The sequence below is a fragment of the Rhizobium sp. Root1212 genome, assembly GCF_001424985.1.
GTDB lineage: Bacteria > Pseudomonadota > Alphaproteobacteria > Rhizobiales > Rhizobiaceae > Pararhizobium.
In genome coordinates, this window is sequence record NZ_LMDA01000024.1 from 140,993 (window position 1) to 166,392 (window position 25,400).

At 61.3% G+C, this 25,400-nt stretch carries 21 protein-coding genes; 15 read left to right on the forward strand and 6 right to left on the reverse strand.

Annotated features, from left to right (window positions below):
* Positions 1-258 precede the first annotated feature (258 nt).
* Entirely contained in the window at positions 259-1,689 is a 1,431-nt protein-coding gene (gndA, locus tag ASC86_RS20495; RefSeq protein ID WP_056325564.1) for an NADP-dependent phosphogluconate dehydrogenase, read from the forward strand.
* 75 nt (positions 1,690-1,764) lie between these two features.
* Here the strand turns inward: gndA and ASC86_RS20500 are convergent, their stop codons facing one another.
* Positions 1,765-2,067, reverse strand: a complete 303-nt coding sequence (locus ASC86_RS20500) for an alkylphosphonate utilization protein (RefSeq protein WP_056325567.1) — start codon at positions 2,065-2,067, stop codon at positions 1,765-1,767.
* Positions 2,068-2,157: 90 nt separating this feature from the next.
* On the reverse strand, positions 2,158-3,189 hold the full coding sequence (locus tag ASC86_RS20505) for a LacI family transcriptional regulator (protein WP_056325569.1): 1,032 nt from the start codon (positions 3,187-3,189) through the stop codon (positions 2,158-2,160).
* Positions 3,190-3,650: 461 nt separating this feature from the next.
* Here ASC86_RS20505 and ASC86_RS20510 point away from each other — a divergent pair, with 461 nt between their 5' ends.
* The 9 genes from ASC86_RS20510 (at position 3,651) to ASC86_RS20550 (ending at position 15,239) form a co-directional block, all read left to right on the forward strand.
* Positions 3,651-4,886: an ABC transporter substrate-binding protein gene (locus ASC86_RS20510; protein ID WP_056325571.1), complete on the forward strand. Its 1,236-nt coding sequence runs from the start codon at positions 3,651-3,653 to the stop codon at positions 4,884-4,886.
* Between the two features lie 236 nt (positions 4,887-5,122).
* The gene (locus tag ASC86_RS20515; RefSeq protein WP_056325574.1) at positions 5,123-6,028 is read left to right on the forward strand and encodes a sugar ABC transporter permease; all 906 of its coding nucleotides are present in this window, start codon (positions 5,123-5,125) and stop codon (positions 6,026-6,028) included.
* Positions 6,029-6,053: 25 nt separating this feature from the next.
* A complete protein-coding gene (locus ASC86_RS20520; protein ID WP_056325955.1) occupies positions 6,054-6,935 on the forward strand; it encodes a carbohydrate ABC transporter permease in 882 nt (293 codons plus the stop codon).
* A gap of 6 nt (positions 6,936-6,941) precedes the next feature.
* The gene (locus ASC86_RS20525; RefSeq protein WP_056325577.1) at positions 6,942-8,030 is read left to right on the forward strand and encodes an ABC transporter ATP-binding protein; all 1,089 of its coding nucleotides are present in this window, start codon (positions 6,942-6,944) and stop codon (positions 8,028-8,030) included.
* Positions 8,031-8,233: 203 nt separating this feature from the next.
* Positions 8,234-10,687: a glycoside hydrolase family 2 protein gene (locus ASC86_RS20530; protein ID WP_056325579.1), complete on the forward strand. Its 2,454-nt coding sequence runs from the start codon at positions 8,234-8,236 to the stop codon at positions 10,685-10,687.
* Between the two features lie 36 nt (positions 10,688-10,723).
* Positions 10,724-11,485, forward strand: a complete 762-nt coding sequence (locus ASC86_RS20535; protein WP_056325582.1) for a sugar phosphate isomerase/epimerase — start codon at positions 10,724-10,726, stop codon at positions 11,483-11,485.
* Positions 11,486-11,500: 15 nt separating this feature from the next.
* A complete protein-coding gene (locus tag ASC86_RS20540; protein ID WP_056325585.1) occupies positions 11,501-12,634 on the forward strand; it encodes a Gfo/Idh/MocA family oxidoreductase in 1,134 nt (377 codons plus the stop codon).
* 151 nt (positions 12,635-12,785) lie between these two features.
* Positions 12,786-13,817 carry an L-glyceraldehyde 3-phosphate reductase gene (gene mgrA / locus ASC86_RS20545; RefSeq protein ID WP_056325587.1) on the forward strand — a complete coding sequence of 344 codons (1,032 nt, stop codon included), beginning with the start codon at positions 12,786-12,788 and terminating at the stop codon, positions 13,815-13,817.
* A 315-nt stretch (positions 13,818-14,132) separates the two neighbouring features.
* On the forward strand, positions 14,133-15,239 hold the full coding sequence (locus tag ASC86_RS20550; RefSeq protein WP_056325590.1) for a TRAP transporter substrate-binding protein: 1,107 nt from the start codon (positions 14,133-14,135) through the stop codon (positions 15,237-15,239).
* Positions 15,240-15,364: 125 nt separating this feature from the next.
* On the opposite strand, the gene ASC86_RS20555 is transcribed toward ASC86_RS20550, so the two are convergent.
* Both ASC86_RS20555 and ASC86_RS20560 read right to left on the reverse strand, forming a co-directional pair.
* The gene (locus ASC86_RS20555) at positions 15,365-17,152 is read right to left on the reverse strand and encodes a TRAP transporter large permease subunit (RefSeq protein WP_056325592.1); all 1,788 of its coding nucleotides are present in this window, start codon (positions 17,150-17,152) and stop codon (positions 15,365-15,367) included.
* Positions 17,149-17,724 carry a TRAP transporter small permease subunit gene (locus ASC86_RS20560; RefSeq protein WP_056325595.1) on the reverse strand — a complete coding sequence of 192 codons (576 nt, stop codon included), beginning with the start codon at positions 17,722-17,724 and terminating at the stop codon, positions 17,149-17,151. The genes ASC86_RS20555 and ASC86_RS20560 overlap by 4 nt, the downstream gene beginning before the upstream one ends.
* Positions 17,725-17,995: 271 nt before the next feature.
* Between ASC86_RS20560 and ASC86_RS20565 the strand changes: the two genes are divergently transcribed.
* Positions 17,996-19,615 carry a glycoside hydrolase family 43 protein gene (locus ASC86_RS20565; RefSeq protein ID WP_056325597.1) on the forward strand — a complete coding sequence of 540 codons (1,620 nt, stop codon included), beginning with the start codon at positions 17,996-17,998 and terminating at the stop codon, positions 19,613-19,615.
* Between the two features lie 140 nt (positions 19,616-19,755).
* Positions 19,756-20,106, forward strand: coding sequence for an RcnB family protein (locus ASC86_RS20570; RefSeq protein WP_056325600.1), 351 nt, complete (start codon positions 19,756-19,758; stop codon positions 20,104-20,106).
* 6 nt (positions 20,107-20,112) lie between these two features.
* On the opposite strand, the gene ASC86_RS20575 is transcribed toward ASC86_RS20570, so the two are convergent.
* Entirely contained in the window at positions 20,113-22,029 is a 1,917-nt protein-coding gene (locus tag ASC86_RS20575) for a hypothetical protein (protein WP_056325602.1), read from the reverse strand.
* 92 nt (positions 22,030-22,121) lie between these two features.
* Positions 22,122-23,060, reverse strand: a complete 939-nt coding sequence (locus ASC86_RS20580) for a zinc ABC transporter substrate-binding protein (protein WP_056325956.1) — start codon at positions 23,058-23,060, stop codon at positions 22,122-22,124.
* A gap of 157 nt (positions 23,061-23,217) precedes the next feature.
* Between ASC86_RS20580 and znuC the strand changes: the two genes are divergently transcribed.
* From znuC to ASC86_RS20595, 3 genes are read left to right on the forward strand one after another with little or no spacing between them, the layout of a single operon-like run.
* Positions 23,218-24,150 (forward strand): zinc ABC transporter ATP-binding protein ZnuC, encoded by a 933-nt coding sequence (znuC, locus tag ASC86_RS20585; protein ID WP_056325604.1) that lies wholly within the window; start codon positions 23,218-23,220, stop codon positions 24,148-24,150.
* The gene (locus tag ASC86_RS20590; protein ID WP_056325607.1) at positions 24,143-24,976 is read left to right on the forward strand and encodes a metal ABC transporter permease; all 834 of its coding nucleotides are present in this window, start codon (positions 24,143-24,145) and stop codon (positions 24,974-24,976) included. The genes znuC and ASC86_RS20590 overlap by 8 nt, the downstream gene beginning before the upstream one ends.
* On the forward strand, positions 24,976-25,374 hold the full coding sequence (locus ASC86_RS20595) for a Fur family transcriptional regulator (protein WP_056325610.1): 399 nt from the start codon (positions 24,976-24,978) through the stop codon (positions 25,372-25,374). The genes ASC86_RS20590 and ASC86_RS20595 overlap by 1 nt, the downstream gene beginning before the upstream one ends.
* The last annotated feature ends 26 nt before the right edge of the window (positions 25,375-25,400 follow it).

Genomic DNA, 25,400 nt, shown 5'->3' on the forward strand with positions numbered 1-25,400 from the left:
AATCCGTTCCATAATTTCCGGGCCGGCAGACAGGCTCGAACCATCGCCGGAAACCGGTTCGACTGCCGCCGGAAAAGTCTCGGCAAAGGCAACAATCGCTTGTCGTTAATCGATTTGAATGCCAAAACTTCGTGAGCAGACGCGCGACGGGCCGGGATTTTCCGTGCCCCGCGCTGATCGTGCGCGCGTTTCAAAAAAGCGGAGCTTTCCGCGATGTCCGTTCGGACAGGCAGGCTCCCAGTCTTACGGAGGCACATAGTGGCACAGGCGGAAATCGGCCTTATCGGGCTTGGCGTCATGGGATCGAACCTGGCGCTCAACATCGCTGAAAAAGGCAACAGGATCGCAGTCTTCAACCGCACGGTCGAGGTGACGCGCAAATTCTACGCCGAGGCCGGCGAACTACAGGGCCATATCATTCCCTGCGAGACCATCGAGGAATTCGTGGCCGCCATTCGCCCGCCGCGCCCGATCATCATCATGATCAAGGCGGGCGATCCGGTCGATCAGCAGATGGAGCTGTTGAAGCCCTATCTCGAAAAGAACGACATCATGATCGATGCCGGCAACGCCAATTTCCGCGATACGATGCGCCGCTTCGATAATCTCAAGGACAGTGGGCTGACCTTCATCGGCATGGGCGTTTCCGGCGGTGAAGAGGGTGCCCGCCATGGTCCCTCGATCATGGTCGGCGGCACGGAAGATTCGTGGAAGCGCGTCGAAAAGGTGCTGACTTCGATTGCCGCCAAATACAACGGCGATCCGTGCGTTGCCTGGCTCGGCGAAAACGGCGCAGGCCACTTCGTCAAGACCATCCACAACGGCATCGAATATGCCGACATGCAGATGATCGCCGAAATCTACGGCATCCTGCGCGACGGCCTGAAGATGAGCGCAACGGAGATCAGCGACGTCTTCGGCGCCTGGAACAAGGGGCGTCTGAATTCCTACCTGATCGAGATCACCGAGAAGGTGCTGAAGGCCGCCGATCCGATCACCGGCCAGCCGATGGTCGATCTCATCCTCGACAAGGCCGGCCAGAAGGGTACCGGCAAATGGTCGGTCATCGAAGCCCAGAACATGGGCGTGCCGGCAACCGGCATCGAGGCCGCCGTTGCCGCCCGCTCGATCTCCTCCATGAAGGACGAGCGCGAAGCGGCCGAGAAGGTGCTTGGGCTGCCGGGCGGCGAGTTGAAGGTTGCCGACAAGGCGGCCTTTATCAAGGATCTCGAAAGCGCGCTGCTGGCCGCCAAGATCGGCGCCTATGCGCAGGGTTTTGCCGTGATGTCGGCCGCCTCGAAGGAATTCGGCTGGAACCTGCCGATGCCTGTCATCGCCAAGATCTGGCGCGCCGGCTGCATCATTCGCTCGCAGTTCCTCGACGAGATCACCACGGCCTTCACCAAGGACCCTGATGTCGCCAACCTGATCGTCACGCCGGCCTTCGCCGCCATGGTCAAGGAAACCGATGGTGCGCTGCGCCGCGTCGTCTCGGCCGCGGTGCTGGCCGGCCTTCCGGTTCCGGCGCTCGCCTCCGCACTCGGTTATTTCGACAGCTATCGCCGCGGCCGCGGCACGGCCAACGTCATCCAGGCGCAACGCGATTTCTTCGGCGCCCATGGCTTCGACCGCACCGATGGAAAGGATGCTCACCATGGCCCGTGGGGCAGCGGTGCAGCGACCTTCTAAGTCCTTTGTGCTTTAAAAAGAAAACCGCTCGCAGCGACGGCTGCGGGCGGTTTTTCTGTGTCGATCTTGTTCTCGTCAGCGCTTGCGAACGAACTCGGTCCGCAGCACCAGTCCCTTGATGGCGTCATGCCGGCAGTCGATCTCTTCCGGGTTGTCGGTGAGCCGTATCGTGCGGATGACCGTGCCCTGTTTCAGGGTCTGGCCGGCACCCTTCACCTTGAGGTCCTTGATCAGCACAACGCTGTCGCCATCGGCGAGCAGATTGCCGGCGGCATCGCGGACTTCGGATGCCTTGGCGGCCTCTGCAGCGATTTCGGAAGCCGGGCGCCATTCGCCGGTGGCTTCGTCGTAGATGTAGTCGTCATTCTGGTCGGCCATGGTTCACTTCCGGCTGCGATGAGGGCACGCCGGGATAATCCGGCAGATGTCCGTCCTCTATAACAGCGGGGTGGGGTTGGCAAATCGCCGTTACGGCCAGACCGGCTTGCTGATGCTTTGCAGGAGTTCCGGCTCGACGCCGTCGATGCGGGCGATGACCGCCTTTGCCATCTCGCGGCCGGCTTGGCGCACGTCCTCGTAAGCCGTGATGATCTCCGGCCTGATCCAGTTGAGGATCGGCGCCGACTGTTTCGAGACCATATCGACATCCCGACCGACACGCTTGCCTGCACCCTCGATGCCGGCATTGACGGCGATCGCCGCGCTTCCTGCCGAGCAGACGATGCCGTCCGGTGCATTCGGCGAGCGCATCAGGGTCTCGACAGCGTTCTTGATCTCCTCGAGCGGCGCATCGATGTTGACGCGCAGCGGCACTTCCTCTGCGCCGAAATCGTGGAGGCCGGTCTGAAAGCCGATGCGGGTGTGGGTATAGTAGGTCAGCTTGCTCGGCGGCTGCAGCAGGGCGATGCGCCGGCGCCCGCGCTCGACGAGCTTCTTCACGGCTTCGTGAGAAAAGGCCTCGTTATCGAAATCGTGATAGGGGTGCACGAGGCCGCTATCGGTTCTGCCATGGGTGCAGAACGGCATATTGCGCTCTGCGAGCAGCCGCACGCGGGGATCGTCCGGCTCGATGCGCGAGATGATCACGCCATCGGCAGAGCCGGTATCGAGGATATAGCGCACCGGCAGCATCGGGTCCTTGCTGTGGGAATGCGGCGTGACGACGATATGATAGGGCGTGCCCGTCAGCACTTCCGAGATGCCGAAAACCATCTGGCTGGAAAAGCCCATGATCTCTTCGTCGATCGATAGAACCAGCGCGATCACGTTGGTCTTGCCGGTGCGCAGTCGCACGCCGGCGCGGTTGGGCTGGTAGCCGAGCTGGCGGGCGACGAGGCGCACGCGTTCCTTCGTGTCCGCGCCGATATCGGGTGCATCCTTCAGTGCGCGCGAGACCGTGGTGATGCCCAGTCCAGTCATGTAGGCGATGGTTTTCAGCGTCGGGCGGTCGCTGGCGGAGGCGGTCGCCGGCATATGTTTCTGTTTGTTTTTCTCGTCCATGCGCCGTCGTTGCCTTCCGATATCCGGCGTTACCGGAACCGACCGGAAGCCTTTCTGGATGCTTATATACGAATTATGCCTGCTGGGCACCGTCGGCCCGTTTCCTCGTTCTTTTCAGCAAAATCTGTAACGATACAGTAACAAAGTCGAGTGCTTTTTTATGGGAGTGTCTTCATCTTAAACGCGAAGTTGAATGTTGCATCGCATGATGGATGTTTTTGCAGGGCAGCATTCACGTTACCTGGTTTCTTCGCGATTTCGAAAATTTTTGTTGAAATTTACCATGTTTTTCCGCCTTTTCGGTTGTGGTTCAGCATGGGCGGCTTGTTGGGAAGTGGAAGGTATCTGCAATTTTCGGATGTGTTGAAAAATACATTGCCCGAATTCCGCTTTCGCTGTTGCGTCTGAAAAACACTTGGCTTAAGTTTTTCCGGCAACGTTACAGTGAGGGAGGAGATCTCATGAAATTGCGTTTGTTGGCTGCTGCCCTGGCGGCAACTGTGGTGCTTCCGTTCGGCGTGGCTAACGCGACGGACCTGGAAGTCACCCATTGGTGGACCTCGGGCGGCGAGGCTGCGGCCGTGGCCGAGCTTGCCAAGGCATTCGATGCGACCGGCAATCATTGGGTCGATGGCGCCATCGCCGGTTCCGGCGGTACCGCGCGTCCGATCATGATCAGCCGCATCACCGGCGGCGACCCGATGGGCGCCACCCAGTTCAACCATGGTCGCCAGGCTGAGGAGCTGGTACAGGCCGGGCTGATGCGCGATCTTACCGATGTCGCGACCAAGGAGCACTGGAAGGACATCATCAAGCCGTCCAGCCTGCTCGACAGCTGCACGATCGATGGCAAGATTTACTGCGCGCCCGTGAACATTCACTCCTGGCAGTGGCTATGGCTTTCCAACGCCGCCTTCGAAAAGGCAGGCGTTGCGGTTCCGAAGAACTGGGACGAGTTCGTCGCGGCGTCTCCGGCGTTGGAAAAGGCCGGTATCGTTCCGCTCGCCGTTGGCGGCCAGCCGTGGCAGGCAGCCGGCGCGTTCGACGTTCTGATGGTGGCGATCGCCGGCAAGGATACCTTCTACAAGGTGTTCAAGGACAAGGACGAGGATGTTGCCGCCGGTCCTGAGATCGCGAAGGTCTTCAAGGCAGCCGACGATGCCCGCCGCATGTCCAAGGGTACCAACGTCCAAGACTGGAACCAGGCCACCAACATGGTGATCACCGGCAAGGCCGGCGGCCAGATCATGGGTGACTGGGCGCAGGGCGAATTCGCGCTCGCCGGCCAGACCGCCGGCAAGGATTATACCTGCCTTCCGGGCCTCGGCGTCAACGAGATCATCTCGACCGGTGGTGATGCCTTCTACTTCCCGCTGCTGAAGGACGAAGAAAAGTCCAAGGCGCAGGAAGTGCTGGCCTCGACGCTCCTGGCACCGGCCACGCAGGTTGCCTTCAATCTCAAGAAGGGCTCGCTGCCGGTTCGTGGCGACGTCGATCTGACGGCTGCCAACGACTGCATGAAGAAGGGTCTCGACATCCTTGCCAAGGGCAATGTGATCGAGGGTACGGACCAGCTGCTTTCGGCCGACAGCCAGAAGCAGAAGGAAGACCTGTTCTCCGAATTCTTTGCAAACGCCTCGATGACGCCGGAAGACGCGCAGAAGCGCTTCGTCGACATCATCGCATCTGCCGACTGATCGCGGGACTTTGCTGCCGCAATCCGGCTCCGCTTCGGCGGGGCCGGTGTTCTCCGGGGCTCGCGTGACCATTGAACGGGTTGCGTCTGGAGAGGGCGGCGGCATTTGCCCATCCGCAGGGGAAACGTGGCGTCGCGGCGGGCGCACGGGCGGATCGGGTTCACCTTGGGAACGGTGCCGTGTGGCGGCGTTGGTTCCCGATCGTGCAAGCGCTTGCGATACCGGAGGAAAATTACATGACGGGTCAAGCGAAAGCCGGCCGGCCAAATCAGCTTCTGCGCAATCTGAATGCCAAGATTGCCTCGATCCCGATGATCCTGACCGCGGTCGTGATCTTCTTTGGCGGGACGCTCTGGACGGTTCTTTATTCTTTTACAAATTCCAAGCTGCTGCCGCGGCTGAAATTCGTCGGTTTCGACCAGTATGAACGCCTGTGGGCGGCGCCACGCTGGGTCATCTCGATTGAAAACCTCGCTATCTACGGCTTCTTCTCACTGATCTTCAGCCTTGTCATCGGCTTCGTGCTGGCGGCGCTGATGGACCAGAAGATCCGTTTCGAAAACACCTTTCGAACCATCTTTCTCTATCCCTTCGCGCTCTCCTTCATCGTGACCGGCCTTGTCTGGCAGTGGATTTTGAACCCGGAATTCGGCGTTCAGTCCGTCGTGCGGTCGCTGGGCTGGACGAGTTTTGTCTTCGATCCGCTCTATACGCCGAGCATCGTCATCTACGGTATCCTGATCGCGGCCCTGTGGCAGGGCACCGGCCTTGTGATGTGCCTGATGCTGGCGGGGCTTCGCGGCATCGACGAGGATATCTGGAAGGCCTCGCGCGTCGATGGCATCCCGACCTGGAAAACCTACCTGCTGATCATCATTCCGATGATGCGGCCGGTGTTCATCACCACGCTCGTCATCATCGCGTCAGGCATCGTCAAGGTCTACGACCTCGTGGTCGCCCAAACATCGGGCGGTCCCGGCATCGCCTCCGAAGTGCCGGCAAAATACGTCTATGACTATATGTTCCAGGCGCAGAACCTGGGACAGGGCTTCGCCGCCTCGACCATGATGCTGGTCACGGTCGCCATCATCATCGTGCCTTGGGCCTATCTGGAATTCGGGGGAGGGCGCAAGCGTGTCTGATATCGCCATCAATAAGCCGGTCGCCATGGCAGGCCCGCGCGGGAAAAGGCCCCGTCCGCTGTTCTCGCCGCGCAACATCATGATCTACGGCACCCTGTTCGTCGCTGCCGCCTATTATCTGCTGCCCCTCTACGTGATGGTCGTGACCTCGCTGAAGGGCATGCCGGAAATCCGCCTTGGCAACATCTTCTCGCCGCCGATGGAAATCACCTTCGAGCCTTGGGTCAAAGCGTGGGCGACGGCCTGCACGGGTCTCAACTGCGATGGTCTTTCGCGCGGCTTCTGGAATTCCGTGCGCATCACCATTCCTTCGGTGGTCGTCTCGATCGCCATCGCCTCGGTGAATGGCTATGCGCTTGCCAACTGGCGTTTCAAGGGATCGGAACTGTTCTTCTCGATCCTCGTCGTCGGCGCCTTCATTCCCTATCAGGTGATGATCTATCCGATCGTCATCGTGCTCCGGGAAATGGGCATTTACGGCACGCTGACGGGCCTGATCATCGTGCACACCATCTTCGGCATGCCGATCCTGACGCTGCTCTTCCGCAACTACTTCGCTTCGCTGCCGGAGGAGTTGTTCAAGGCGGCGCGCATCGACGGGGCGGGGTTCTGGGCGATCTATTTCCAGATCATGCTGCCGATGGCGCTACCCATTTTCGTCGTGGCGATGATCCTGCAGGTCACCGGCATCTGGAACGACTTCCTTTTCGGCGTCGTCTTCACCCGGCCGGAATATTACCCGATGACCGTGCAGCTCAACAACATCGTCAACTCCGTTCAGGGCGTGAAGGAATACAACGTCAACATGGCGGCAACGATCCTGACGGGTGCCGTTCCGCTTATCGTCTACTTCGTCTCCGGACGTCTCTTCGTCCGCGGCATCGCCGCCGGTGCTGTGAAAGGCTGATCCCCAATGAATTCAAGTGTATCCATCAAGGACCTGTCTTTGAATTTCGGCGCCGTCAGCGTGCTCGAACATCTCGACCTGGAAATCCGCGACGGCGAGTTCCTCGTGCTGCTCGGCTCTTCCGGCTGCGGCAAGTCGACCTTGCTCAACTGCATCGCCGGCCTGCTCGACATCTCCGACGGCCAGATCTTCATCAAGGGCAAGAACGTCACCTGGGAAGAGCCCAAGGACCGCGGCATCGGCATGGTGTTCCAGTCCTATGCGCTCTATCCGCAGATGACTGTGGAGAAGAACCTCTCCTTCGGCCTCAAGGTCGCCAAGCTGCCGCAGGCGGAGATCGACAAGCGCGTGGCGCGTGCCGCCGAAATCCTGCAGATTCAGCCGTTGCTCAAGCGCAAGCCCTCGGAGCTTTCCGGCGGCCAGCGCCAGCGCGTGGCGATCGGTCGGGCGCTGGTGCGGGATGTCGATGTCTTCCTGTTCGACGAACCCCTATCGAACCTCGATGCCAAGCTGCGCTCGGAACTACGCGTGGAAATCAAGCGGCTGCACCAGTCGCTGAAGAATACGATGATCTACGTCACCCATGACCAGATCGAAGCGCTGACGCTGGCGGATCGTATCGCCGTGATGAAAAGCGGGGTGATCCAGCAGCTCGCCGATCCCATGACCATCTACAATTTCCCGGAAAACCGCTTCGTTGCCGGCTTCATCGGCTCGCCGTCGATGAACTTCTTTTCCGGCGAAATCGTTGATCGCGATGACCACAAGTTCGTTCGCGTGAACGGCGTGGATTTCGGTCTCGACGCCTATCCGGCCCGTTCGCCGCTGGAGACGGGGCGCAAGGTCGTGCTCGGCGTTCGTCCAGAGCATGTGAAGGTCGATGAAGCCCTTGCCGGCGGCGAGTTCCACGATGCGGTTGTCGATATCGAGGAGCCTATGGGCGCCGACAACCTGCTCTGGTTGAAGCTTGCGGGACAGACCATGTCGGTCCGCATCGCCGGCAATCGCCGCTACGCGCCGGGCAAGCCGGTGAAGCTCAGCTTCGATATGTCGATGGCGTCGGTGTTCGACGCAGTGACGGAAAACCGGATTTGAGAATGCTGTGGCCTCGCTCGTCTCCATCGGCTGGTTCTCCCTTCTCCCCTGCGGGGGGAAGGTGGCGCATAGCGCCGGGTGAGGGGGCGTCTCCGCGGCTCTGAAGTTGCCGCACCACTCCTCGTTGGCGAGCAAGCCGCACCTTTTAATCTCCCTCTTTGCAGGGGGCTCACTGCATACCCAGAGAATTCGGAATCCTGCCCATGACCGCACCCACCGTCGCCCTCGACCTTTCCGGGACCTGGCAACTCGCCAGCACGGACAAATCCCATGCGTTGACCGCCGCCATTCCCGGCGATGTCCACAGCGCCCTGCAGACGGCCGGCGTCATCGCCGATCCCTATGCCGGCCGCAACGAGAATGACGTGCAGTGGGTCGCCCATAAGGATTGGGTACTGGAGCGCGGCTTCACACTCGATGCAAGCGATCTTGCCGGCAGCTGGTATCTCGATATCGAAAGCCTCGATACCGTGGCCGAGGTCTATGTGAACGACGCTCTGGTGCTGCAATCCGACAATTGCTTCCGCCGCTATCGCCCCGATGTCTCGTCTGTCCTGAAAGCCGGCGAAAACCATCTGCGCGTCATCCTTCGCTCGTCGATCGCCGCCGGTGCGGAACGGCAGGACAATCAGCCCTTCTACATTCCCTATTCGACCGGCAATTCCCCGATCCCCAACGGCAATATGCTGCGCAAGCCGCAATGCCATTTCGGCTGGGACTGGAACATCGCCGTCGCGCCGCTCGGCATCTACGGCAGCATCGCGCTCAGGAAAATGGCTGCCGCCCGCATTGAGCATGTGGTGACCGAGCAGGTGCCGCAGGCGGATGGCGCGGTCGATCTGCAGGTCACCGTCACGCTGCACGCCGCCGAACCCGGTATCGTCTCTCTCGCTCTTTCACTGGACGAGCAGAAGGATCACCTCGATTGCGCCGTCAACGAGGGCGAGACGGTCATTACCCATGTCTTTTCCGTCGAAAAGCCCCGTCTCTGGTGGCCGGCGGGCAGCGGCGAACAGGTGCTGAGCCAGCTCACGGTCTCCATACCCGGCGAAAGCGTCGTCAAGCAGATCGGCTTCCGTACCATCGAACTCATCACCGACAAGGACGAGGCCGGCAGCCGCTTCGCCTTCCGCATCAATGGCCGTGAAATCTTCTGCCGTGGGGCAAACTGGATTCCGGCCGATGCGCTGATGTCGCGCGTCAGTCGCGAGGGCGTCGAAGACCTGCTGCAATCGGCGGTCGATGCCAATATGAACATGATCCGCATCTGGGGCGGCGGCTTCTATGAGCCGGACTGGTTCTACGATCTCTGCGATCATCTCGGCCTGCTCGTCTGGCAGGACTTCATGTTCGCCTGCAACCTCTATCCCTCGACGCCGGATTTCCTCGAAAACGTGGCTAAGGAAGTCGATTATCAGGTGAAGCGGCTCGCCTCGCATCCCTCGATCGCACTCTGGTGCGGCGACAACGAGCTTGTCGGTGCGCTCACCTGGTTCGAGGAGAGCCGCAAGGATCGCGACCGCTATCTCGTTTCCTACGACCGCCTGAACCGCACCATCGAAACCGCGATGAAGAAGGCGGCGCCGCATCTTCTGTGGTGGCCGTCCAGCCCCTCAGTCGGCGTCCTGAATTTCGGCGACGCCTGGCATGCCGATGGCGCCGGCGACATGCACTATTGGTCCGTCTGGCACGAGAACAAGAGTTTCGACAATTACCGCACCGTGCGCCCGCGCTTCTGCTCGGAGTTCGGTTTCCAGTCCTATACCTCGATGTCGATCGTGCGGCAGTTCGCGGAAGCGAAAGACCTCAATATCGCGTCGCCGGTGATGGAATCGCACCAGAAGAATGCTGGCGGCAACGAGCGTATCGCCGGCACCATGTTCCGCTATTTCCGCTTCCCGAAGGACTTTTCGAATTTCGTCTATCTGAGCCAGATTCAGCAGGGCTTGGCGATCCGCACCGCAGTCGATTACTGGCGCTCGCTGAAGCCCCACTGCATGGGCACGCTCTATTGGCAGCTCAACGACACCTGGCCGGTCGCCTCCTGGGCAAGCCTCGATTACGGCGGCAATTGGAAGGCCATGCACTATATGGCCCGCCGCTTCTTCCAGCCGGTTGCCGTTGCCGCGATCCCGTCGGCGGATGGCAAGGACATCGCCTTCTCCATGGTCAACGACACCGCCGAGCCGGTGACTGTCGAGTTGCAGACGTTCCTTGTTTCTCTGGATGGAAAGAAGACGCCGCTGACGGCCGCCGCAGGCACCTGCAGTCCGGATCGGGCCGGCACGCTTGTCTCGATCCCGGCAAGCGATATCGCCGCCGATCACCTGCTGTTCTGGTCCTTCGAGGCATCGAACGGCATGCGTGGCGAGGGGCATCATGTGACCGGCACCTACAAGGCACTGGAATTGGAACCCTCCGGCCTTTCGCTGGCTTCCCGCCCGCTCGGCGACGGCAGCTTCCAAATCACCGCCTCGGCCACCGGCCTTGCGCTGCATGTGATGATCGAGGCCGACATCGAGGGCCGCTACTCCGACAATGCCTTCGACCTGACGGCCGGCGAAAGCCGCACGATCCGCTTCACCCCCCGCCAACCGCTCGCCGGCGCTCCGGTGTTCACCGGTTACGATCTCAAATCCTGCCAGGGCAACGGTTAAGTCCCTGGTTCCCATAAGACATGAGGAGGAATACCCATGAATGACGTCAGCTTCCAGCTTTACAGCGCTCGCAATTTCCCGCCGCTGGGTGATGTGCTGAAGACGGTCGGTTCGCTCGGCTATACCCAGGTCGAAGGCTATGGCGCGCTTTATGCGAGCCTCGACGATGCGGCGCTTGCCGCCCTGAAGGCAGATATGGATGCGGCCGGGGTCACCATGCCATCGGCTCATTTCGGGCTCGATCTCCTGGAAAGCGACCCCGATCGTGCGATCGCCATCGCCAAGGCGCTCGGCATCCGCTCCATCTATTGCCCCTATCTGATGCCCGACCAGCGCCCGACAGATGCCGCCGGCTGGCGTGCCTTCGGCCAGCGCCTGCAGAAGGCCGGCGAACCGATCCGCAAGGCGGGCCTCGACTACGGCTGGCACAACCATGATTTCGAGTTCTTCGCGCTGCCGGATGGCTCGGTGCCGCAGGATCACATCTTTGCCGGCGGCCCCGATCTCTCGTGGGAAGCCGATATCGCCTGGGTGATCCGTGGTGGCGCCGATCCCTTCGCCTGGATCGATAAATACGGCAATCGCATCACCGCCGTCCATGTGAAGGACATCGCCGCTGCCGGCGAAAATACGGATCAGGATGGCTGGGCCGATGTCGGCCACGGCACGGTGCCGTGGAAGAAGCTGTTTGCCGCGCTGTCGAAGACGCCGGCGAAATACTACGTCGTCGAGCACGACAACCCCAAGGATTACAAGGCGACGGCCGAGCGTTCGATCGCTTCGATCAAGACCTACTGAGAGAAAGACACGTCCATGACACGAGAACTTGGCGTCGGCATCATCGGATGCGGCAATATCTCAACCACCTATTTCAAGCTTTCGCCGCTGTTCAAGGGCATCAAGGTCGTCGCCTGCGCGGATATCAATCCGGCAGCCGCCGAGGTTCGCGCCTCGGAATACGGCGTCACCGCCCAGACCATCGAGCAGCTGCTGGCCAATCCCGAGGTCGATATCGTCGTCAACCTCACCATCCCCGAGGCGCATTTCCCGGTTTCCAAGGCGATCCTCGAGGCCGGCAAGCATGTCTACTCGGAAAAGCCGCTGGTGCTGTCGCTGGAGCAGGGCGAGCAGCTGCGCGGTCTTGCCACCGCCAACAACCTGAAGGTCGGCTGCGCACCGGATACCTTCCTCGGCGGCGCGCATCAGTTGGCCCGTGATTACATCGATCAGGGCAAGATCGGCCGCGTGACATCAGGCACCTGCCATGTCATGAGCCCCGGCATGGAGATGTGGCATCCGAACCCGGATTTCTTCTTCCTGCCCGGCGGCGGCCCGATCCTCGATCTCGGCCCCTATTACATCGCCAACCTGATCAATCTTATCGGCCCGGTGAAGCGCGTGGCCGCCCTGACCTCGATGGCAAACCAGACCCGCACCATCACCAGCGAACCGCGCAAGGGCGAGGTCATCCCGGTCAAGACCCCGACAAACATCCACGCGCTGCTCGAATTCCAGAACGGTGCGACGATCACGCTGTCGGCAAGCTGGGATGTCTGGTCGCACCGCCATGCCAACATGGAGCTTTACGGCACCGAAGGCTCGCTCTTCGTGCCCGATCCGAACTTCTTCGGCGGGACGGTTTCGGCCAGCGGCCGCGACAAGGACATCCAGCCGCTCGAAACGTGGGATCATCCCTTCGGCATCCCGAACCAGGAACACCAGCAAGGCCCGATGGCGAATTATCGCACCGCCGGCCTTGCCGACATGGCCGTTGCGCTGCTCGAAGGCCGCGACGCCCGCTGCTCGCTGGAGCGCGCGCTGCACGGCGTCGATGTGATGGTGTCGATCCTGCAATCGGGCAAAACCGGTCAGTTCGTCGAACTGACGACAACCTGCACCCAGCCGGCGGCTCTTGGCATCGAGGAGGCCAGGGCGCTGCTGCGCTGATGCGGCTGTATCACGCCGTCGGTGCTGTCGGCGTGATATGTCTGGATGCGCAGGGCGGCGGCCTTGCGCATCCATTCCAATAAAAATACAGATTTGTCGTACTTTATCCCGGAGCCATCGCTTCGGGACTTTCGTTTGAAGGAATGGGACCATGAGCTGGCAACCGGCGGAAAACCGCTATGAGAAGATGAAATACAATCGCGTCGGCACGTCGGGCCTGAAGCTTCCGGCCGTCTCGCTCGGCCTCTGGCACAATTTCGGCCACGACACGCCGCATGAGCGCAAGCTCGATATGTGCCGCACCGCCTTCGATCTCGGCATCACCCATTTCGATCTTGCCAACAATTACGGCCCGCCTCCGGGCTCGGCCGAAACCGCCTTTGGCGAAATCCTGCGCACCGAGTTCGCCGGCCTGCGCGACGAGCTGATCATCTCTTCCAAGGCGGGCTATGATATGTGGCCGGGTCCTTACGGCGAGTGGGGCAGCCGCAAATACATGATCGCTTCCTGCGACCAGAGCCTGAAGCGCATGGGTCTCGACTACGTCGATATCTTCTATTCGCACCGCTTCGACCCGGATACGCCGCTGGAAGAAACCTGCGCCGCGCTCGACCATATCGTCCGCTCGGGCCGGGCGCTTTATGTCGGCATCTCCTCCTATAACTCGCATCGTACCCGTGAGGCGGCCGCGATCCTGAAATCGCTCGGCACGCCGCTTCTCATCCATCAGCCGAGCTATTCCATGCTCAACCGCTGGATCGAGGACGACGGTCTTCGCGACACGCTCGACGACCTCGGTGTCGGCTCGATCGTCTTCTCGCCACTCGCCCAGGGCATGCTGACGACGAAGTATCTGAACGGCATTCCGGACGACAGCCGCGCGGCGCAGAATCACTTCCTCAAGAAGGATTTCATCCGCCCCTCGATCATCGAGAACATCGTCAAGCTGAACGAGATCGCGCAAAAGCGCGGCCAGACGCTGGCGCAAATGGCAATCGCCTGGACGCTGCGCGGCGGCCGCATCACGTCCGCCCTGATCGGCGCCAGCCGATCGTCGCAGATCGTCGACTGCGTCAAGGCGCTGGAAAACGAGACGTTCACCGATGCGGAACTGGCCGAGATCGATGTCTACGCCAAGGAAGCCGATATCAACCTGTGGGCCAGCTCGGCCGAGCGGGATTGATTGGCAGCCTTATCGAAACGCAAGACCGTTCCCCGAGGCTTTCTACCTCGGGGGATTTCGTAAGCCGCTGCAAACATTGAATTCCGGTCTTAGACAAAAGTCGAATAGAGCCGGTTTTTCGATGACTGGACAGCTGGGGGCCGGCGTGTAATCTGGCGATTGAAAGCTCCGGCGGCGCAACGCATCGCGGTGTCGCATCTACGTTTTCAACTGGAATACCGGCGTCCGGGCGTTCGTTTCCCGATCCGGGACCTGCGGGGAGGAGCGATCTCGAATGGCGAGATCGTCCGCGATAAAACAACAAGAGGAGAAGACATGGATCGTCGTTCATTCATCAAGCGCGCCGGCCTTGGCAGCCTGGGCGCCGCGGCAGGCGCCACGCTCGCAGCCCCCGCCATCGCGCAGACCAATCCCAAGGTGACCTGGCGCCTGACGTCGTCGTTCCCGAAATCGCTCGACACGATCTACGGGGGCGCGGAAGTGCTGGCGAAGCATGTGTCGGATGCGACCGACGGCAATTTCCAGATCCAGGTCTTTGCAGCCGGTGAAATCGTTCCGGGCCTGCAGGCAGCTGACGCCACGGCTGGCGGCACGGTCGAGGCCTGCCATACGGTTTCGTATTACTACTGGGGCAAGGACCCGGTCTGGGCGCTCGGCGCCGCCGTTCCCTTCGCGCTCAATGCCCGCGGTCACAATGCCTGGCAGTATCATGGCGGCGGCATCGAGATGTTCAACGAGTTCCTCGCGACCCAGGGCCTGATCGGGTTCCCCGGCGGCAATACCGGTGTGCAGATGGGTGGTTGGTTCCGCAAGGAAATCAAGACTGTCGCCGACATGCAGGGCCTGAAGATGCGCGTCGGCGGCTTCGCCGGCAAGGTCATGGAAAGCCTCGGCGTCGTGCCGCAGCAGATCGCCGGCGGCGACATCTATCCGGCGCTCGAAAAGGGCACGATCGACGCGGCCGAGTGGGTCGGTCCCTACGACGACGAGAAGCTCGGCTTCTACAAGGTCGCGCCGTACTACTACTATCCCGGCTGGTGGGAAGGTGGTCCGACCGTCCACGTCATGTTCAACAAGGCGGCTTATGAGGGTCTGCCGAAGGCCTACCAATCGCTGCTGCGCACCGCCGCCCAGGCGACGGACGCCAACATGCTGCAGAAGTATGACTATCTGAACCCGGCCGCGATCAAGCGCCTGGTTGCCAACGGCGCGAAGCTCAGCCCGTTCAGCCCGGAAATCCTGTCGGCCTGCTTCGATGCCTCCAACAAGGTCTATGCCGACATGGAGGCGACCAACCCGACCTTCAAGAAGATCTGGGACTCGATCAAGGCTTTCCGCGCCGAGTACTACCTCAACGCCCAGATCGCCGAATACAACTACGATACCTTCATGATGATCCAGCAACGCGGCGGCAAGCTCTAAGCCGTCCGCAGACTGACGTTTCAGGCCCCGGTGTTTCGGCACCGGGGTTTTTTGTTTTTGAGGGCCAGGGGTGGGAACACAAAAAAGGCGGACCGGAGGCCGCCTTTTCGTATCTTCGTGTCGCCTCAGTTGAACGACGGCGGGGCCGAGAGGTCTGGGGCCTTCTGCGGTTCGGCGCCGCCATTGGCGGGAGGCTGGGCATTGCCGCCGCCGTTGTTGTCCAAGGGGCTTCCGCCGGGAAGCTGAAGGCCGCCCGGAAGCCCGAGGCCGCCGCCATTGCCATCCTGCCCGAGACCGGTGCCAAAGCCAGGAACCTCGATCTTGATCGTCGCCGGATCGACGCCGGTGCCCGTTCCCTTGTAGTGCATGACCATCTGCGGGAACATGATCGTCAGTGCCACCATCACGATCTGGATACCGACGAATGGCACCGCGCCCCAATAGATCTGACCCGTCGTGACCGGCTGGATCGTCTTGCCGGTGATCCGGTCGAGATAGGGCACCTTGGCTGCCACCGAACGCAGGTAGAACAGCGCAAAGCCGAAGGGCGGGTGCATGAAGCTCGTCTGCATGTTGATGCCGAGCAGCACGCCGAACCAGATGAGGTCGATGCCGAGCTTGTCCGCCGCCGGCGCCAGAAGCGGCACGATGATGAAGGCCAGCTCGAAGAAATCGAGGAAGAAGGCCAGGAAAAAGACGAGCAGGTTGACCGCGATCAGGAAGCCGACTTCGCCGCCCGGCATCGCCGTCAGCAGATGCTCGACCCAGACATGGCCGTTGACGCCGTAGAAGGTCAGCGAGAACACGCGGGCGCCGATCAGGATGAACAGCACGAAGGCGGAAAGCCGGGTGGTCGCCGTGAGCGCGCCCTTGATGACCTCCATACTGAGCCGGCCCTTGGCCGCCGCCATGATCAGCGCGCCGACCGCGCCCATCGCCCCGCCTTCCGTCGGCGTGGCGATGCCGAGGAAGATGGTGCCGAGTACGAGGAAGATCAGCGCCAGCGGCGGGATCAGCACGATGATCACTTGTTGCGCCAGCCGCGACATCGCGTTGATGTTCAGGCTCTTGTCGAGCAGCGCGACGATATAGATGACGATCGTGCCGACGGTCGCGCCGAGAATATCCGCGTTTTCCCCGTGGGTCGGGGAGAGGTAGACATGGGCGCCATAAGCGATTGCCGCCGCGACGACCAGTGCTACGAACAGCGATGTCACGCCGGAGCCCAGCGTGCGCGCTTCCAGCGGCAGCGCCGGCATGAGGTTGCGGTTCACGAAGGACATGATCAGGATGTAGGCCATGTAGAGGCCGGTCAGGACCAGACCGGGGATCAGAGCGCCGGCATACATGTCGCCGACCGAGCGGCCGAGCTGATCGGCCAGAACGATCAGAACCAGCGACGGCGGGATGATCTGCGCCAGCGTGCCGGAGGCCGCGATGACGCCCGAGGCGATGCGCCGGTCATAGCCGTATCGCAGCATGATCGGCAGCGAGATCAGGCCCATCGCGATGACCGAGGCCGCGACCACCCCCGTCGTGGCCGCCAGAAGCGCGCCGACGAAGATCACCGCATAGGCAAGGCCGCCGCGGATGGGGCCGAAAAGCTGGCCGATCGTATCGAGCAGGTCTTCCGCCATGCCGGATTTCTCCAGCACGATCCCCATGAAGGTGAAGAAGGGGATGGCGAGCAATGTGTCGTTCGACATCACCCCCCAGAACCGGTCGGGCAGGGCCGTCAGCAACGGCCAGGAAAGGTTGATCGAATCCGACATCGGCGCCAGCTCGACGCCGATGAAAAAGAAGAGAAGGCCGTTTGCCGCCAGCGAGAACGCGACCGGATATCCCAGAAGCAGGAACACGATCAGCGAGGCGAACATGATCGGCGCGAGATTTTCCGCGATCAACTCGATCATGGGCGCGCCTCCGGGATTGTCACGTCATCGAGCGGCGCATGGCTCGGCACGTAGGGCGCGGGATCGTCCATGTTGCCGGTCATGATGGCGATCTTCTTGATGATCTCGGAAACGCCCTGCAGCGCCAGCAGCACGAAGCCGATAAGCAGGATGCCCTTGGCCGGCCAGATGATGAGACCGCCCGCGCTCGAGGAGACTTCGCCCGAGCGATAGGAAAGCAGCACGTAGGGAACGAGGTAATAGACCATCAGCAGCACGAAGGGCATGAGGAAGAGCAGGTGACCGAGCAGGTCGATCCAGTGCTGCACGCGCCGCGAGAAAGTGGCGTAGACGATATCGATTCGGATGTGCTCGTTCTGGCTCAGCGTATAGGCGGCCGCGAACATGAAGGCGGCGCCAAACAGGTACCATTGCGCTTCGAGCCACGAATTGGACGAAACGTTGAATATTTTTCGGATGATAGCGTTTCCGGCGCTGACGAGGACCGCGACCAGAATGAGCCAGGAAACCGCCTTGCCGATGAATTCGGTCACGGCGTCGATCGTTCGGCTGATGCCGAGAAGTGCTGCCATATATGCCTCCCCGCAGGGTCTGTTCGTTTTTCTTGCCCTGCCTGCTTCAGAGTGCCGATTTCGAGCGACCTTTCAAGGGAAAAGGCCGGGTTTTGCAACGCCGGATTTGCCGGGCAAGACTAAAGTCGAATGCCGTCCGTGGGTTCTCTGTTGTCTTCCTGCAACGTTGCAGGTGAAGTTGCCTTGACATCGCCGAAGAGGGCGGCCCGAGTGCTTGTCCTTCGATTTTCTTTGGTGCTGGATGCCGAGCAAGCGAAGAGGAGGTCGCAACATGGCTGCAACGATCCGCAACCCCATCCTGCCGGGCTTCAACCCTGACCCGTCCATCTGCCGGGTCGGCGAGGACTACTATATCGCGACCTCGACCTTCGAGTGGTATCCGGGCGTGCAGATTCATCATTCCCGCGATCTCGTGAACTGGACGCTGGTGCGCCGGCCACTGGAGCGGGCAAGTCAGCTCGATATGCGCGGCAATCCCGACAGTTGCGGCGTCTGGGCGCCGTGCCTGTCCCATGCCGACGGGCTGTTCTGGCTCGTCTATACCGATGTCAAGCGCTTCGACGGCAACTTCAAGGATGCGCATAACTACATCGTGACCTCGCCGACCATCGATGGTGAATGGTCCGAGCCGGTCTATGTGAATTCCTCCGGCTTCGATCCGTCACTGTTCCATGACGGTGATGGCCGCAAGTGGTTCGTCAACATGCAGTGGAATCACCGCACCGAAAGCTATGGCGGTGCGCCGAAATCGCCGGCCTTTGACGGCATTCTGCTGCAGGAGTGGGACCCGGTTTCGAAATCGCTGGTCGGGCCGATCCGCAATATCTTCGCCGGCAGCGAGCAGGGGCTGGTGGAAGGCCCGCATCTCTTCAAGCGCAACGGTTGGTACTACCTGACAACCGCCGAAGGCGGCACCGGTTACGACCATGTCGTGACGATGGCGCGTTCGCGCAGTATCGAAGGGCCTTATGAGATGCATCCGCAGGTGCATCTGATTACCTCGAAGGATCATCCAGAGGCTGCGCTGCAGCGCGCCGGCCACGGGCAATATGTCGAAACGCCGGACGGGCAGGTCTACCACACCCATCTGACCGGCCGGCCGCTGGCGCCGCACCGCCGTTGCACGCTCGGCCGCGAGACGGCCTTGCAGAAATGCGTCTGGAAAGATGACGGCTGGCTTTATCTGGAGCAGGGCGGTGTCGTGCCGGCCATGGATGTGCCGGCGCCTACCGAAGTTGCCGTCGTTGAAAAGCCGGCGAAGGTGGTGACGGATTTCGATACCCCTGACCTGCCGATCGACTTCCAGTGGCTGCGCACGCCGCTTCCGGAGCGGCTGTTCTCGCTGACGGTCAATCCCGGTTCGCTACGGCTCTTCGGCCGTGAAAGCATCGGCAGCTGGTTCGAGCAGTCGCTCGTCGCGCGCCGGCAGGAGCATCATTCGTTCCGGGCGGAAACCGTTGTCGACTTCGAGCCAGATACCTACCAGCAGGTCGCGGGACTGACGCATTATTACAATCGCCACAAGTTCCATGCGGTGGCCGTGACGCTGCATGAGAAGCTTGGCCGGGTTGTCACCATCCTGTCCTGCAACGGCGATTTCCCGCATGGACGGCTGAGTTTTCCGGTTGGAAGCGGTGAGGCCGTGCCGGCCGGGCGGGTGCATCTCGCCATGGAAATCCGTGACAACGACCTGCAATTCTTCTGGCATGCGGATGGCTATCGGGTCTGGCGACCGATCGGTCCGGTTCTCGATGCGGGTGTCGTTTCCGATGAAGGTGGGCGCGGCGAACACGGTTCGTTTACGGGCGCCTTTGCCGGCATGTTTGCCTTCGATACCTCAGGGCGGGCAAAGGTGGCGGACTTCGACCGCTTCTCCTATGAGGCCCTGTAAAGGCTCGAATATCCTTGATCGATTTATGAGTTAATTCTGATAAATATAGGAAATCATTACGAATATGTAATAATACCTTTCAGTTTTCGTTCATCATGCGGCCGCTAGTTTCGGGGTGTCAAACACGAAAGGACATCCCGATGAAACGTCTGTTCATTGCTCTGGTCGCAAGCTCTTTCCTTGTGGCGCCCACGGCTTTCGCACAGCCGGGCTCGTTTGAAGTTGCTCAGCAACGGCATGTCGAGCGCAACGTCTACAAGCACGGCAACACCAAGATCATCGAAAAGAAGGTCGTGGTGAAGAAGGATCGCTGGTCGCGCGGCCATCGCCTGTCGCCGGCCGAGCGCCGCCGCATCCATTCGGTCAATGACTATCGCCGCTACCGGCTGCACCAGCCGCCGCGCGGCCAGCAGTGGGTGCGGGTCGATAACGACTTCTTGCTGATCAGCGTCGCCACCGGCGTCATCGCCGGTATCGTGACGGCACGCTGATCGATTTTAGCGAAACGACGATGTGCGCGCCGGCAGGGCGGGCACATCGAAATGTTCGGGTGGCAGGCGGTTTTTTGCGCGTGCTGCCATGGCTTGATAGCCGGCTTCGAGATGCCGGCAGAAGCGCTCGGCATCGAACAGAGGTGCGCGGAATCGGTTTTCCGCTATCTTGCGTTTGAGCGGTTCTAGCTCTTCGGCGGAGCCCGCCAGTTTCACGGCGAGTTCGACAAACCCCTCCCGGTCATCTGCCACCAATTCCGGCAGGCTGAGTGCAGTCAACAGGCTTTCCGAGACGCGGGAAGCGAAGTTCGTGCCGCGGAAGGTCACGACGGGCAGGCCGGCCCAGAGCTTGTCCGATGTCGTCGTATGGCCGTTATAGGGGAAGGTATCGAGCCCGAAATCGGCCGCCTGCAGCCGGGCGATATGGTCCGCATAATCCGTCTTCGGCGCAAAGATAATGCGGTCGGGGGTGACGCCGCGTTTTTCCATCGCTTTCAGGAAGTTTTCTCGGGCAAGGGTTCCGTCGATCATGACCCAGAGCATGGTTTGCGGTACGCGGCCGAGGATTTCGGCCCAGCAATCGACAACGGTGAGGCCGATCTTGCGGGCGGTGTTGAAGGCCGCCAACACCACCTTGTCTTCGGGTAGGCCGAGTTCGGCGCGGGATTTGGCCGGGGGCAGGGCGCGGTGCACCGGGTCGTTGGGCTGATAGGTCTCTGGCATCCGGCAGAATTTTTCGTGGTAATGCGGCTTCGAACTGTCGGGCAGGACGATGGGGTCGCCGATCACATAGTCGCAATCGACATCGACCGTGCTGCCGGGAAAGCCGAGCCACGCGGCCTGTACCGGCGCCACCAGCCGGTTGAGGATACCGGCGCGCGAGCCGCCGGTATGGCCCTTGAGGTCGATAAGGATATCGATCCCGTCGCGGCGGATGGCTTCCGCCGCCTCGGCATCGCTTATCGCGCCGATCGGAACGATCCGGCCCCAGGTCTTGCGGTTGCCGCCATCGAAACCGACGAAACGTTCCGGTGTGTAGCAATAGAGCGTGATGTCGAACCGGTCGCGATCATGGGCTTTCAATACGCTCTGGAAGAGCCGCATCGTCGCGTGATCGTCCCAGAGGTCGTTGGAGAGGTAGCCGATACGGATCTTTTCCGTCCAGGTGTGGGGGCGCATGCGTCGCTGGCTGCCGAGCGTCATGATGTCTGCGCCGGCGGTGGTCGTGTTGTTGGTGGCGAGCCGATTCAGCCGTTCATCGCTACAATGCAGCAGATTGGAATAGCCCGTTTCTCCGCACAGCATAGCGGCACCGGCAGCAATGGCGCGGGGCAGGAAATCCCGTTCGATCCTCTCGATCGCCGCGTAGTCGCAGAAATTTCGGGCGACTGAGAGGTGCTTGAACTGGGCGAAGGGGTCGTCCGGATCGAGAGCGGCGAGTTTCGAAAAGAGCGTCAGCAGGATCGGATCGCGTTCGTCGTCGGAGAGGAGATGGCCCGCCATTTCAAGGTGATCGCGCCGGTTGCTGTTCACCAGCACCGGCGCCATCTGGGTGGCAAGCATCCTGTCGCCGCTGCGCATGCAGGATTGGGCGAGGATATGGGCAAGATCGATATCGTCCGGCAGCGCCTTACGCAACCGAAGGCCGATCAACTGGGCCGCATCGTCATTGCCGGCGGCGAAATGCAGGGCGGCGGCTTTCTTGAGGAGAAGTGCGGCTTGAGGGCTGCCGGAGCGGGCGGCCTGCTCAAAGGATTCGGCGGCTTCCGCCAGAAGACCGAGCTTTTCGAGGGTGGCGCCGAGCAGGGAGAGCACGTCCGAATTCGGCGTATCGGCCAGCGCGCCGTTGAGGATGGTCAACGCCTCGATATAGTCGGCACGCTCGAAGGCTGCCGCTGCGGCGGCAAAACCGTGGATGGTCATGGCTCATGCTCCTGCTGCGGCCCCTCCGGCAGGCCCGCCTCGTTCAGGGGCAATCTGCCCTGCCTTGCTTGTGCGAGGCAGGGCACCACATTTTAGCCGGCTGCGCCGAGGCAATCGGTGAGCGACGCGCCGATACCGTCCATGAGTTTGAAGTAGAGGTCGGGTCCCGCTTCGAGCGTTGCCGCTTCGGGGTCGAGCGTGCCGGATTTCGCCGTTGTTCCCTCCAGCACGACATTGACCAGCTTCGGCTCGAACTGCGGCTCGCTGAAGACGCAGGTGGCACCGAGCGTCTTGATCTTTTCGTGGATTTGCGAAAGCCGTTCGGCGCCAGGCAGCGTTTCCGGGCTGACGGTGATCGAGCCCGCGACCTTTACGCCGTAACGATGCTCGAAATACTGATAGGCATCATGGAAGACGATGAAGGGCTTATCTTTGATGGGGGCGATCTTGGCGGCAAGGCTGGTGTCGAGCGTATCGAGGCGCGCCTTCAATGACTCCAGATTGCTGCGATAGCGAGCGACATTGCCGGGATCAGCCTTTTCGAGCGTGGCTTCGATCTCCGCGGCCATTGCCTTGGCGATCATCGGATCGAGCCACAGGTGCATGTCGAATTCACCCTCGTCGTGATGATCGGCATGTTGCTCGCTGGCTTCATCGCCGTCGTCATGGGGCTCGAAAGCGCCGCCTTCGCGGAACTTCAGTTTCGTCAAACCCGGCGCATCGTCGAGTTCCACCACCTTGGCATCGCCGCCGAGCGATTCCAGCGGTTTTTCGAGAAAGGCTTCCAGCCCGTGGCCGATCCAGAAGACGATATCCGCATCCTGAAGAGCTGCGGCATTGGAGGGTTTCATGCTGTAGGTGTGCGGCGAGGCCGCGCCCTCGACGATTAGCGACGGTTCACCGACGCCCTGCATGATCGATGCGACCAGCGAATGGATCGGCTTGATGGACACGACCACCTTGGGCGCCTCGGCATGGGCGATGCCGGTTTGAAACAGGGCGGCCGTGCCGAGCAGGCCAGCCGCTATCATTTTGCGGGAAATGGGACGGACAGAAAGGGGGAGGGAGGCTTTTGCAAACATTCAGGACTCCTGTCTTGCATCTTGACGTAATGTTATTACATCAATTGCGTTATGCTATAACGTGTGGCATGACGGCTGGCAACACCAACATCGGAATTTTTCAACGATGAATATCCGTCCCTCCGAAGCCTCGGCTCCCCTTGTGACGCTGGCCAATGCGGGCGTGCGCCGAAACGGCCGCTGGCTGGTGCGCGGCGTCGATTTTTCTATTCGACGCGGCGAGATCGTCACGCTGATCGGGCCGAACGGCTCGGGAAAATCCACGACGGCGAAAACCGCCATCGGCGTGCTGAAGCCGGATGAAGGTGCGGTTTCGCGCCTTGCCGGCCTGCGTGTCGGCTATGTGCCGCAGAAATTGTCGATCGACTGGACGCTGCCGCTCACCGTCGAACGGCTGATGACGCTGACCGGCCCGCTTTCGCGCACGGACATCGACACGGCGCTGCATTCCACCGGCGTTGCTCATCTCGCCCGCGCCGAGGTGCAGCATCTGTCCGGCGGCGAATTCCAGCGGGCGCTGCTCGCCCGCGCCATTGCCCGCAAGCCCGATCTGCTCGTGCTCGACGAACCGGTACAGGGCGTCGATTTCTCCGGCGAGATCGCGCTCTACGATCTCATCCGCCAGATCCGCAACCGCAGCGGCTGCGGTATCCTGCTTATTTCCCACGACCTGCACGTGGTCATGGCCGAGACCGATACGGTCGTCTGCTTGAACGGCCATGTCTGCTGCCGCGGCACGCCGCAGGATGTCAGCCGAAGCCCCGAATACCGAAAGCTTTTCGGAGCCCGTGCGGCCGAAACGCTCGCCGTCTACAGCCACGATCACGATCATACCCATCTGCCGGATGGTCGCGTGCAGCATGCCGATGGCAGCGTCACCGACCATTGCCACCCCGAAGATGGCCACCATCATGGCGATGGTCATCATCATGATCAACATGATCATGAGGCACACGATCACGCCCACGGGCCAGATTGTGGCTGCGGTCACCATGCCCGCCTGCAGGGTTTCGAGACGAAGGAAGACCCCCGTGTTTGACGATTTCTTCACGCGCGCGCTTGTCGCCGGCATCGGCCTTGCCATCACTGTCGGCCCGCTCGGCTGCTTCGTCATCTGGCGGCGCATGGCCTATTTCGGCGATACCATGGCCCATTCGGCGCTGCTTGGCGTCGCGCTGTCGCTACTCTTCGATCTCAACCTGATGCTATCCGTCTTCATCGTTGCGGCTGCCGTTTCGCTGCTGCTTCTCCTGTTGCAGCGACGCGGAGCGCTGTCTACGGATGCGCTACTTGGCATCCTTTCCCATTCGGCGCTGTCGATCGGCCTCGTCATGGTCGCTTTCATGACCTGGGTGCGCATCGATCTCGTCGGCTTCCTGTTCGGCGATATCCTCGCAGTATCGGAGGCCGATATCGATCTCGTCTGGGGCGGCGGCATCCTGGTGCTGTTTGCCATGGTCTATCTCTGGCGGCCGCTTCTCGCCTCGACCGTCAATGCGGAGTTGGCGGAAGCCGAGGGAATGCGACCGGAGCGGGCGCGGCTTTATTTCATGCTGCTGATGGCGCTGGTCATCGCCATTGCCATGAAGATCGTCGGCATCCTCTTGATTACGGCGCTGCTGATCATTCCCGCTGCGACAGCCCGCCGCTTTGCCTCTTCGCCGGAAATCATGGCGGTGCTTGCCTCCGTCATCGGCGTGCTTGCGGTCACCGGCGGCCTGTTCGGGTCGCTGCATTTCGATACACCCTCAGGCCCGTCCATCGTCGTTGCCGCACTTGGCCTGTTCGTCGTCAGCCTGCTGCCGCTTTGGCCGGGGCGTTCGGCTGAAACGGCTATTCATTCCACCCATGGAGGACACCACTGATGGCCGAACATCAACTGACCCGCAACCAGTCGCTCGTCCTCGATACGCTCACCCATGCGGAAGCGCCGCTCAGCGCCTATACGATTCTCGACAAGCTGCGCGACCACGGTTTTCGTGCGCCGCTGCAGGTTTATCGCGCGCTGGAAAAGCTGCTTGAATTCGGCCTCGTCCACCGGCTGGAAAGCATCAACGCCTTCGTCGCCTGCGCTCATCAGCACGATCATGCCCATGAACACGGCGTGACCGCCTTCACCATCTGCGAGGATTGCGGCAACGTTGCCGAGCTTTGCGATCCGGTCATCGAGGAGCGGTTGTCCTTCCTTGCCACGCAGCAGCAGTTCAAGACGGAAAAGACCACGATCGAAATCCGTGGCCATTGCCAGAGCTGCGCGGCCTGAGCGCCGGCTGCGACAAGATAGAGCAG

Coding starts and splice junctions, on each gene's coding strand:
- ASC86_RS20500 (WP_056325567.1), bottom strand. CDS start 2,067: ATGGCCGACCAGAATGACGACTACATCTACGACGAAGCCACCGGCGAA.
- ASC86_RS20505 (WP_056325569.1), bottom strand. CDS start 3,189: ATGGACGAGAAAAACAAACAGAAACATATGCCGGCGACCGCCTCCGCC.
- ASC86_RS20510 (WP_056325571.1), top strand. CDS start 3,651: ATGAAATTGCGTTTGTTGGCTGCTGCCCTGGCGGCAACTGTGGTGCTT.
- ASC86_RS20515 (WP_056325574.1), top strand. CDS start 5,123: ATGACGGGTCAAGCGAAAGCCGGCCGGCCAAATCAGCTTCTGCGCAAT.
- ASC86_RS20520 (WP_056325955.1), top strand. CDS start 6,054: ATGGCAGGCCCGCGCGGGAAAAGGCCCCGTCCGCTGTTCTCGCCGCGC.
- ASC86_RS20525 (WP_056325577.1), top strand. CDS start 6,942: ATGAATTCAAGTGTATCCATCAAGGACCTGTCTTTGAATTTCGGCGCC.
- ASC86_RS20530 (WP_056325579.1), top strand. CDS start 8,234: ATGACCGCACCCACCGTCGCCCTCGACCTTTCCGGGACCTGGCAACTC.
- ASC86_RS20535 (WP_056325582.1), top strand. CDS start 10,724: ATGAATGACGTCAGCTTCCAGCTTTACAGCGCTCGCAATTTCCCGCCG.
- ASC86_RS20540 (WP_056325585.1), top strand. CDS start 11,501: ATGACACGAGAACTTGGCGTCGGCATCATCGGATGCGGCAATATCTCA.
- mgrA (WP_056325587.1), top strand. CDS start 12,786: ATGAGCTGGCAACCGGCGGAAAACCGCTATGAGAAGATGAAATACAAT.
- ASC86_RS20550 (WP_056325590.1), top strand. CDS start 14,133: ATGGATCGTCGTTCATTCATCAAGCGCGCCGGCCTTGGCAGCCTGGGC.
- ASC86_RS20555 (WP_056325592.1), bottom strand. CDS start 17,152: ATGATCGAGTTGATCGCGGAAAATCTCGCGCCGATCATGTTCGCCTCG.
- ASC86_RS20560 (WP_056325595.1), bottom strand. CDS start 17,724: ATGGCAGCACTTCTCGGCATCAGCCGAACGATCGACGCCGTGACCGAA.
- ASC86_RS20565 (WP_056325597.1), top strand. CDS start 17,996: ATGGCTGCAACGATCCGCAACCCCATCCTGCCGGGCTTCAACCCTGAC.
- ASC86_RS20570 (WP_056325600.1), top strand. CDS start 19,756: ATGAAACGTCTGTTCATTGCTCTGGTCGCAAGCTCTTTCCTTGTGGCG.
- ASC86_RS20575 (WP_056325602.1), bottom strand. CDS start 22,029: ATGACCATCCACGGTTTTGCCGCCGCAGCGGCAGCCTTCGAGCGTGCC.
- ASC86_RS20580 (WP_056325956.1), bottom strand. CDS start 23,060: ATGATAGCGGCTGGCCTGCTCGGCACGGCCGCCCTGTTTCAAACCGGC.
- znuC (WP_056325604.1), top strand. CDS start 23,218: ATGAATATCCGTCCCTCCGAAGCCTCGGCTCCCCTTGTGACGCTGGCC.
- ASC86_RS20595 (WP_056325610.1), top strand. CDS start 24,976: ATGGCCGAACATCAACTGACCCGCAACCAGTCGCTCGTCCTCGATACG.